Source organism: Flavobacterium sp. (genome assembly GCF_029242675.1).
In the GTDB taxonomy this organism is placed as follows: domain Bacteria; phylum Bacteroidota; class Bacteroidia; order Flavobacteriales; family Flavobacteriaceae; genus Flavobacterium.
Genome location: NZ_JAQWTM010000057.1, coordinates 18,467 through 28,583, shown reverse-complemented (window position 1 = coordinate 28,583; position 10,117 = coordinate 18,467). Strand labels below are relative to the sequence as shown.

General features: G+C 34.5%; 10 protein-coding genes. 6 read left to right on the top strand and 4 right to left on the bottom strand.

Going from position 1 to position 10,117, the window contains the following annotated elements:
- Window positions 1-65: 65 nt before the first annotated feature.
- The 6 genes from P8M54_RS02325 to P8M54_RS02300 all read left to right on the top strand — a co-directional run bounded on the left by P8M54_RS02325 (window position 66) and on the right by P8M54_RS02300 (window position 5,387).
- Entirely contained in the window at window positions 66-833 is a 768-nt protein-coding gene (locus P8M54_RS02325; RefSeq protein ID WP_300284614.1) for an AAA family ATPase, read from the top strand.
- Window positions 834-837: 4 nt separating this feature from the next.
- Window positions 838-1,737: a ParB/RepB/Spo0J family partition protein gene (locus P8M54_RS02320; RefSeq protein ID WP_300284612.1), complete on the top strand. Its 900-nt coding sequence runs from the start codon at window positions 838-840 to the stop codon at window positions 1,735-1,737.
- Window positions 1,737-2,297 (top strand): DUF5683 domain-containing protein, encoded by a 561-nt coding sequence (locus P8M54_RS02315; RefSeq protein WP_300284610.1) that lies wholly within the window; start codon window positions 1,737-1,739, stop codon window positions 2,295-2,297. The genes P8M54_RS02320 and P8M54_RS02315 overlap by 1 nt, the downstream gene beginning before the upstream one ends.
- A gap of 55 nt (window positions 2,298-2,352) precedes the next feature.
- Window positions 2,353-3,051 carry a 4-hydroxy-tetrahydrodipicolinate reductase gene (gene dapB, locus P8M54_RS02310; RefSeq protein ID WP_300284608.1) on the top strand — a complete coding sequence of 233 codons (699 nt, stop codon included), beginning with the start codon at window positions 2,353-2,355 and terminating at the stop codon, window positions 3,049-3,051.
- Between the two features lie 51 nt (window positions 3,052-3,102).
- Window positions 3,103-4,680: a signal peptidase I gene (gene lepB, locus P8M54_RS02305; protein ID WP_300284606.1), complete on the top strand. Its 1,578-nt coding sequence runs from the start codon at window positions 3,103-3,105 to the stop codon at window positions 4,678-4,680.
- Window positions 4,681-4,769: 89 nt separating this feature from the next.
- The gene (locus P8M54_RS02300) at window positions 4,770-5,387 is read left to right on the top strand and encodes a WbqC family protein (protein ID WP_300284604.1); all 618 of its coding nucleotides are present in this window, start codon (window positions 4,770-4,772) and stop codon (window positions 5,385-5,387) included.
- 15 nt (window positions 5,388-5,402) lie between these two features.
- Here P8M54_RS02300 and P8M54_RS02295 read toward each other — a convergent pair whose 3' ends face one another.
- From P8M54_RS02295 to mutL, 4 genes are read right to left on the bottom strand one after another with little or no spacing between them, the layout of a single operon-like run.
- Window positions 5,403-6,449 carry an endonuclease/exonuclease/phosphatase family protein gene (locus P8M54_RS02295; protein WP_300284602.1) on the bottom strand — a complete coding sequence of 349 codons (1,047 nt, stop codon included), beginning with the start codon at window positions 6,447-6,449 and terminating at the stop codon, window positions 5,403-5,405.
- A 48-nt stretch (window positions 6,450-6,497) separates the two neighbouring features.
- Window positions 6,498-7,367 carry a rhomboid family intramembrane serine protease gene (locus P8M54_RS02290; RefSeq protein ID WP_300284600.1) on the bottom strand — a complete coding sequence of 290 codons (870 nt, stop codon included), beginning with the start codon at window positions 7,365-7,367 and terminating at the stop codon, window positions 6,498-6,500.
- A 17-nt stretch (window positions 7,368-7,384) separates the two neighbouring features.
- Window positions 7,385-8,158, bottom strand: a complete 774-nt coding sequence (locus P8M54_RS02285) for a rhomboid family intramembrane serine protease (RefSeq protein ID WP_300284599.1) — start codon at window positions 8,156-8,158, stop codon at window positions 7,385-7,387.
- Window positions 8,155-10,017: a DNA mismatch repair endonuclease MutL gene (gene mutL / locus P8M54_RS02280; protein WP_300284597.1), complete on the bottom strand. Its 1,863-nt coding sequence runs from the start codon at window positions 10,015-10,017 to the stop codon at window positions 8,155-8,157. Before mutL ends, P8M54_RS02285 begins: the two co-directional genes overlap by 4 nt.
- Window positions 10,018-10,117 lie beyond the last annotated feature (100 nt).

Here is a 10,117-nt window from a genome sequence, read left to right as displayed (position 1 = left end):
TAACAAAATAGATTTTCAGAAACCATAATAAATTGTATTTTTACGGTTCAAAATTTAGAAAATAAATGGGCAAAATCATTGCGATTGCTAATCAAAAAGGAGGCGTTGGAAAAACTACTACCTCAGTAAATCTAGCCGCCTCATTAGGAGTTTTAGAAAAAAAAGTACTACTCATAGATGCTGATCCTCAAGCTAATGCTAGCTCTGGATTAGGAATTGATGTTGAAAGTGTGGAAATTGGTACCTACCAAATTTTAGAGCATAGTAATGTTCCAAAGGAGGCAATCATAAAATGTTCTGCTCCAAATGTTGACGTAATTCCTGCGCACATTGACCTTGTCGCTATCGAAATAGAATTAGTTGACAAGGAAAATAGAGAATACATGCTCAAAAAAGCATTGGCTGAAATCAAAGAAGAATACGATTATATTATTATTGATTGTGCTCCATCATTAGGATTACTAACACTGAATGCATTAACTGCAGCTGACTCAGTGATTATTCCAATTCAGTGTGAATACTTTGCATTGGAAGGTCTTGGAAAATTACTGAATACCATAAAAAGTATTCAAAAAATCCACAATCCTGATTTGGATATTGAAGGATTATTATTGACTATGTACGATTCGAGATTGCGTTTATCTAACCAAGTAGTTGAAGAGGTTCAAAAACACTTCAATGATATGGTTTTTGAAACTATAATTCAACGAAATGTAAAGCTCAGCGAAGCGCCAAGTTTTGGAGAAAGCATCATCAACTACGACGCAACTAGCAAGGGTGCAACAAACTATTTGCATTTAGCACAAGAAGTAATTAAGAAAAATAGCAAATAATTGTATGGCAAAAGCAATAAAAAAACAAGCCTTGGGCCGCGGATTATCAGCCTTACTAAAGGATCCTGAAAACGATATTAAATCTGTAGATGATAAAAATGCTGATAAAGTTGTTGGAAACATCATTGAGCTTGACATTGAAGCCATTGAAATAAATCCGTTTCAACCTAGAAGTAATTTTAATGAAGAATCATTAAAGGAATTAGCAGTTTCGATTAAAGAACTTGGTGTAATTCAGCCTATCACGGTTAGAAAATTAGACTTTAATAAATACCAATTAATCTCAGGAGAACGCCGTTTAAGAGCCTCTACTCTTGTAGGATTAACTTCTGTGCCCGCCTATATTCGAATTGCAAACGATAATGAATCATTGGTTATGGCTCTTGTTGAAAACATTCAACGACATGACCTTGACCCGATCGAGATTGCTCTTTCGTACCAACGATTAATTGACGAAATTCAATTAACGCAAGAGCAAATGAGTGAACGTGTAGGTAAGAAACGATCTACTATTGCTAATTACTTACGACTTTTAAAATTGGACCCAATTATTCAAACGGGTATTCGTGATGGTTTTATTAGTATGGGGCACGGTAGAGCGATCATTAACATCGAGGACCTTGATGCTCAAACAGGTATTTATCAAAAAATAGTGAGTCAAAATTTATCTGTACGTGATACAGAAGCTTTGGTAAAAAACTATCAAGAAAGTTTAAAACCTAAAGCCGCTACTAGTTCAAAAGCGCCTAATTTTGCAATTGAGGATACGGATAAAAATGTTTTTAACTCTTATTTTGGAAACAAAGTAGATGTTAAAGTAGCTGCAAATGGAAAGGGAAAAATTACTATTCCGTTTAAATCAGCCGAAGATTTTAGACGTATAGTAGAATTAATAAAAGGATAGTGAATAAAATTCTGTTAATAGGAACACTCCTTTTTAGTATAGGAAACAATATGGTTTTGGCGCAAGCTAAAAACGGTAGCGATTTAGTGGCTAAAGACACCTTAAAAGCAACAGAAATTGATCCGCTAACTCCTGCAAAGGCAGCTTTTTACTCCGCTGTACTGCCCGGTTTAGGACAGGCTTACAACAAAAAATACTGGAAAATCCCAATCGTTTACGGTGCTATTGGTACGAGTCTTTATTTCTTTTTAGATAGTAATAAGAAATACAATCAATACCGAGACGCGTACAAAAGAAGATTGGAGGGATACTCTGACGATAACTTTGATTATCTTGATGATTCTAGATTGATTGCCGGACAAAAATTTTACCAAAGAAACAGAGATTTATCTGCTTTATTTGTTGTTGCTTTTTATGCATTAAATATTATTGATGCCAATGTGGACGCAGCACTACTACAATTTAATGTCGACGAAAACATTTCTTTTAAGCCTTCACTTTACACCAATGATGTAACTTTAAAGACAAATGTGGGTCTAACAATTAATTATAACTTTTAGAGATAGTAATCTTATTGACTATTTCTACATTTAGTACATTCAAAATACAAATCAAATGAAAATTGCGCTTTTAGGATACGGAAAAATGGGTCAGGTAATTGAGCGAATCGCAATCGAGCGAGGTCATGAAATTATTTTAAAAAAAGAGGAACACAATAGCTTTGATGGCCTGGAGAATGCAGCTGTGGCAATTGATTTTAGCGTTCCTTCTGCTGCCGTTTTAAATATTACTAAGTGCCTAAATAATAATGTTCCCGTTATCTCAGGGACAACAGGTTGGTTAGATCAATACGAGGAGATGGTTGCTTTGTGTACAAAAAACAATGGCGCCTTTATTTCGAGCTCTAATTTTAGCTTAGGAGTAAATATATTCTTTGAAATAAATGAATATCTAGCTAAAATGATGTCTAAATTAGATAGCTACAGTGTAGAAATGGAAGAAATTCATCATACGCAAAAATTAGATGCACCGAGCGGAACAGCCATTTCATTAGCAAAAGGAATTATTGAAAATAGTGACTTAACCGATTGGACTTTAGGAGAAGCTAGTGCAAATCAAATACACATTGAGGCAAAAAGAATAGGAACAGTACCTGGCACGCATACCGTACTGTACAACTCAGGCGTTGATAGCATTGAAATCAAACATACCGCACACAATCGCGAAGGTTTTGCACTTGGTGCTGTTATAGCAGCTGAGTGGATCATTGGAAAACAAGGTATTTTCTCCATGAAAGATGTTTTAGCATTATAAAAACGACAACCTAATACTTATTTATTTACAACCAATTTAAACGTAACAATTATGTCTCTATATCAATGGTTTGTGTTTTTCTTATTCATTCAAATAGTCCATTTTTTAGGAACTTGGAAACTGTATGTTGCTGCAGGTAGAAAAAGCTGGGAAGCTGCTGTTCCCGTTTACAATGCAATAGTTTTAATGAAAATAATAGGTCGACCAACGTGGTGGACTATTTTGTTATTTATTCCAATCATCAACTTAATTATGTTTCCAATTATATGGGTGGAAACTTTAAGAAGTTTTGGAAAACGTAGTAATATCGACACCTTTCTGGCTATTATAACTTGCGGATTATACGTTTACTATATTAACTATACACAGAAACTAACGCACATTTCAAATCGTTCGTTGAAACCTTCAACTACGACAGGAGACACAATAAATTCGCTATTGTTTGCGATTATTGTTGCAACTTTAGTTCATACTTACGTGGTACAACCGTACACCATTCCTACACCTTCATTAGAAAAATCGCTATTAGTTGGTGACTTTCTATTTGTGAGTAAAATAAATTATGGAGCTAGAGTCCCAATGACTGCAGTTGCGTTACCTATGGTACACGACTCGATTCCAATGACCAAATCAAAATCCTATTTGAGCTGGCCTCAGTTGCCTTACTTTAGAATACCTGGTTCTGAAAAAATAAATAGAACGGATATTGTTGTATTCAACTGGCCGGTGGATACCGTACATTACTTCTTTGAACCTAAAGGAAAACCCGGTGTGATAAAACCAATTGATAAAAAATCTAACTACGTAAAAAGATGCGTAGGTATTCCAGGAGATAGCTTATCTATAATCGATGGAATGGTCTATATTGATGGTAAAAAATTAGCGCTTCCGGATCGAGCTAAACCACAATTTTCATACAATGTAGTTGTGGATGGTAAGACGCCTATTGATTTTGAATATCTAGTAAAAGACATGGATATTACTGACGCGGCGGGATATATAAATGAAGCGAGAGATACTTTGATATTTAGGGCTTTGACTGAAGCCAGTGCAAACCGATTAAAAAATATTCCTGGTATCACCGCAGTCAATAGAATCATTGCCAAAGATTTGGAACAAAGTATTTTTCCGCAAATCAATAAGTGGAATCAAGATAATTACGGACCAATTTATATTCCGGAACAAGGAAAAACCGTTGCTTTAAACAGTGCTACATTGCCATTTTATAAAAGAATCATCACCGATTATGAAAAAAGTGATTCTGGAGACAAAAATGATTTAAAAGTTACAGGCTCTGAAATTAGACTAAATGGTCAAGTCGTAACGAGTTATACGTTCAAGCAAAATTACTATTGGATGATGGGTGATAACCGTCACAACTCTGAAGACAGTCGCTATTGGGGATTCGTTCCTGAAGATCACATTGTGGGTAAACCAGTTTTTATCTGGATGAGTATCAAAGGGATTAATGATGGAATAAAGAACTGGAGCATTCGATGGGATCGCGTTTTCACAACGGTTAGCGGTGAAGGTCAGCCACAGTCCTACTTTAAATATTTCTTATTTGCACTAGCAGCGTTCTTTATCGGAGAATACTTTTGGAAAAAAAGAAAAGCTAAAAACAGCTAAATAAACAATACCAAATTTAAAAGTCATAAAGTACACTTGAATAAAGTAACTTTATGACTTTTTTATACAAATAAAAATACCGAATCATAATGCAAGCGCTTCTTCACCCCTCCTATTTTCCTTCAATTAGTCACTACGTAGCCATGGAACAAGCGGATTCCGTCTTGTTTGAAATAGAAGATAATTTCCAGAAGCAAACCAATAGAAACAGAGCTTACATTTACAGTCCCAATGGAATTCAGCTGCTAAACATACCCGTAAAACACAGTAAAGAAGCACATCAGAAGACAAAAGACATCATTGTTGACAATACATCTGATTGGCAGAAACAACATTTTAAATCGTTAGAAACCGCCTACCGAAGCTCACCTTTTTTTGAGTTTTTTGAAGACGACATAAGACCCTTTTACGAGAAAGAACACAAATACCTATTGGATCTTAATTATGAATCAATAGACATCGTATCCAACTGTTTACGAAAAAGAATAGAATACAAAACAACTTCCGAATATTTACAAGAGGTAAACCCAAACACTACACTTGACTGTAGACATTTAATTGATGGTAAAAAAGACAAGTCTGCCTTTAAAAGGTATATGCAGGTTTTTGAGGACAAACACGGCTTTATCAATAATCTTAGTGTCCTAGACTTACTATTTAATGAAGGTAAATTTACTATTGACTATCTGAAAGAGCAACAGTTTTAACTTAAAGCAGTACAATCACTCAATACTTAATTTAGTCATTATCGGATAATGATCAGAGTCCTTCATTTCTGGAAAACTTTGAAACTCCTTAACAATCATTTTATCGTCAGCAAAAATATAATCGATTCGAGCAGGATAATACTTAAACTCATATGTTTGACCAAAGCCTTTTCCGGCTTCTTCAAAACAATCTTGTAATTTCCCTTTGATATTTCGGTACACATAGGAATAAGCACTATTATTCATATCACCACAAATAATTACAGGGTACTCACACGCACTTTCATGTTCTTTAAAAATCTCTGCTTGTTGCTGCTGCTGTGTAAAAGCCTTACTAATCCTTCGGTATAACATTTGCGATTTACTCTTATTGATAACCTCAATATTATCATTGATTTCATCCACATCAGGCGAAATCTTAATGGATTGCAAATGCATATTATACACTCTAATAATATCTTTACCTTTCTTGATATCGGCATAAATCACATTATTATTTGAATTAGGAAAAACAATATTGCCCTGATCAATAATAGGAAATTTCGAAAAAATAGCTTGTCCGGTTTTAATTTTATTACCAGCCATCAAAATGTATTTGTATTTATACACTTTTAAATCGATGGTAGCCGAAGAAGAAAACTCTTGAATACATAAAATGTCTGGATTTTTCTCATTTATAAAAGATACAATAGAACCCGCAACATCGGTTTTATCGATCCACTTAAATAAATTAAATAGCCGCACATTGTAACTCATGACTACAAAATCCTTGTCTTCCTGCTCATAAGGAGGCGCTGAAAATTTATAAAACTTATTGATAAAAGTAATTCCAATTAAGAGCACTATTCCAGATAAAATCATCCTTTTTTTAAACTGAAAAAGCCAGTATACAAAAAACAGACTGTTCAGTATAAAAAACAAAGGCATAACTAAAGTTAACACCGATAAAATAGGAAATATTTTAGGTGATAAAAATGGCAAAACATAAGCTATAAAAGTGACAATAATAAGAAGAATGTTTAAACTGTACATTCCTTTATTGAACCAAGAAAGATTTTTCATCTTTATTGTTTAAAATTATACTTTGGTTACTAATCTATAAATTTACAATTATTTACCTGCCTTAAATAAAAAATCTTTTTCTTCTTTACTCAAACTGTCATAACCCGATTGACTGATTTTATCTAAAATCTCATCTATTTGCTGCTGCTCTTTGGACTTAGTCACAATTTTAGCTACTCTTTGAACTGGTGGCTTACTGTAATTTTTATGCACTTTTTTGAAAGGAGTAGAAGGCGATTTGCGAAATAAATTAACGAATACATCAATAACTTTAGTTACTCCTGTACTTAGATCCGAACCATTTTTTAGCAACTGGATATACAAGAATCCAAATAAAGCTCCTGATAAATGAGAGATATGACCTCCCATATTGTCCGAACGTAACTGTAGCAAATCTAAAATTAGAATTACTGAGGTAATATGCCACAGTTTGACATTACCAATGATCAGTAATCGCACATTCATTAAAGGTTGATAAGCTGTTGCTGCTACTAGGATAGCCATAATCGCAGCAGACGCCCCTACGATAGCAGTCGTAATATTCAGCACATAAAAACAAGAAATGAATACAAGTCCAGCAAAAATACCTCCCAAAACATAGACACCTACAAATTGTTTTTCAGTAAAATAAGTGAGGAAAAATTTACTTGAAAAATTAAGAATAATTAGATTGAAAAGGATGTGAAAGAAATCAAAATGAAAAAAGGAATAGGTAACTATTGACCATGGCTTCCAAAACAAATCAACTGGATTTGAGGACAAGCTCACAAATTGAAGCACATTCACATTGACATTAACTAAAGCCAACAAGCCAACAAGCACAAATGACACTAAAAAGAAAGCAATATTCCAATAAATCAGCCTAAATGCGACGCCTCCTACTTTATACTGTAATTTTAAATCGTCTATAATATTCATACTTGCACTACTTTAAATTAATTCCAACGAGTATTATCAAACTGGTTCTTTTTCCAATACCAACTAATTAAGAATCCAAATAATGCACCTCCTACGTGTGCAAAATGTGCAATTCCAGGACCTCCAAATAAAGACTGACCCGATACTCCTAAATAAAGATCTACTGCAACCAAGCCCGGAACAAAATATTTTGCTTTTATAGGAATTGGAATAAACATCAAGGCCAATTCAGCATTTGGAAACATAAAAGCAAACGCTACGATGATACCATAAATAGCTCCTGAAGCTCCTACAACAGTACCAAAGTAAGAACTAATAAAATCTCCGAATTCTGGACTGTTTAAAATAGGACCTATCGCACTATTTCCTTTACCATTCAAAACAGCAAAAACCTCTGCTTGAGAAAAACCTTGCTCTAACAAAGTTTTCATTCCCTCCTGAAAATAATAATAGTTAATTCCAGTATGAATTAAGGCTGCACCTAAACCACAGGAAATGTAAAAAAATAAGAACTTTTTACCTCCCCAAAAATGTTCTAGTGCAGATCCAAAAGAATACAAGGCAAACATGTTAAAGAAAATATGCATAAAACCACCATGCATGAACATGTGCGTAAGCGGCTGCCAGTACTGAAACCCACTATTTTCAGGAAAATACAATGCTAATAATCTGTATGCTGGATTATTTGGATTAAAACTATCTGGCGAAAACCCTCCAACAGCTAATGTACCTACAAAGAATAGGACATTGATAATCAATAACTGTTTTACAGTTTCGGTAATATTCATCATAATGCAAATTTTTTATCTAAATCTTCCACTCTCATGGTTATAAAAGTTGGTTTTTGAAAAGGAGAAACATTGGGGTCTTTGCAAGCAAAAAGCCCATTAACTAAATTCTCTTGTTCTTTTACAGTTAAACTTGTTCCTGTTTTTACCGCTAAACTTTTGGCCATTGATTTGGCAATAGTATCATTTTGACTAAAGCTGTTTTCAGGAATTCCATCCTCTAAATCACTTAACAACTGTTCTAAAACCATCGAAACCTCACTCTCAGTAATGTTCACCGGTATCCCTGAAATTACAACATGAGCATTGTCCGGTGCTACTTCAAACACAAAACCAGTATTAATTAAAGACAACTTCAAATCGTCAATCAATTCCATTTCGCTTGACGAAAAAAACAAATCTAAAGGAAATAATAACTGTTGGCTCGAGGCTTGTTGTACTGTCATGTTGGTCAAAAATTGCTCGTATAGCACGCGTTGGTGTGCTCGCTGCTGATCTACAATCACCATTCCTGATTTAATTGGAGACACAATATATTTTTTATGTATTTGATATACGTTTTGCACGGCATGCTCAACTTCCTCATCATTAAACAAAGAGCCTGTTACCTCTTCGGTTTCGAAACTAAGATTAGTAGCTGCTGATTGAAAATGTGTTTCCTGCTTCAAACCCACATATAAACTTTCCCAACTGGCGGTTGGTTCTGGTTTTTTGTACGAACTCGCCGAAGCGTAATGTTTATTTACTTTATCATCTGAAAACGGATTAAAAGTACTATCGACTTGAATTGTAGGCGTCTCCCCTTTTAAATCCTTGTAATTATAAGGTGTATCTAAGTTCGAATCTCGATCAAAGTCTAAAACTGGCGCGACATTAAACTGCCCTAAGCTGTGTTTAATTGACGACCGTAATATGGCGTACAAGGCATGCTCGTCATCAAATTTAATTTCTGTCTTGGTTGGATGAATATTAATATCAATAGTGTTTGGTGGCACCGTTAAGTATAAAAAATAACTAGGCTGCGCACCATCTCGCAAAATACCTTCATAAGCAGCCATTACTGCATGATGCAAATAACCACTCTTAATGAAGCGGTCATTCACGAAGAAAAATTGTTCGCCCCTGCTCTTTTTGGCAAACTCAGGCTTACTAACAAATCCTTGAATTGATACAATTTCTGTTTCTTCCTGTACAGGTACTAATTTTTCATTGGTTTTACCCGAAAAAATATTCACTATCCTTTGACGTAAACTTGAACCCGGCAAATTAAACATTTCACTTCCGTTGTGATAAAAAGTAAAATAAATAGAAGGGTGAGCCAAAGCTACTCGATGAAACTCATCAACAATATGACGAAACTCTACACTATCCGATTTTAAAAAATTGCGTCGTGCCGGAATATTGAAAAATAGATTTTTAACAGCAAATGAGGTCCCTTTGGGCAACACTGCTGCTTCCTGCGATACAAACTTACTCCCTTCAATGATAATTTGAGTCCCTAACTCTTCTTGATCTTGCTTAGTTTTCATTTCAACATGCGCGATAGCAGCAATAGATGCCAATGCTTCACCACGAAAACCTTTTGTATTTAATGAAAATAAATCTTCTGCTAGTCTAATTTTAGAAGTTGCATGTCGTTCGAAGCACAATCTCGAATCAGTTACGCTCATCCCTTTGCCATTGTCAATTACTTGTACCATGACCTTCCCAGCTTCCTTGATGATAAGTTTGATATCCGAAGCATTGGCATCTACAGCATTTTCTAGCAATTCTTTTACAACTGAAGCGGGTCTTTGCACCACTTCTCCGGCAGCAATTTGATTTGCAACATGATCAGGAAGTAATTGGATTATACTTGACATTAAAAATAATTAATTTAAAAATTTATGGATTTAGGTTTCCTTGCAGTGGTAACAAATTTAATGAATTTTGGTTGGCTTTAGTGCATCTACCAATCATAAT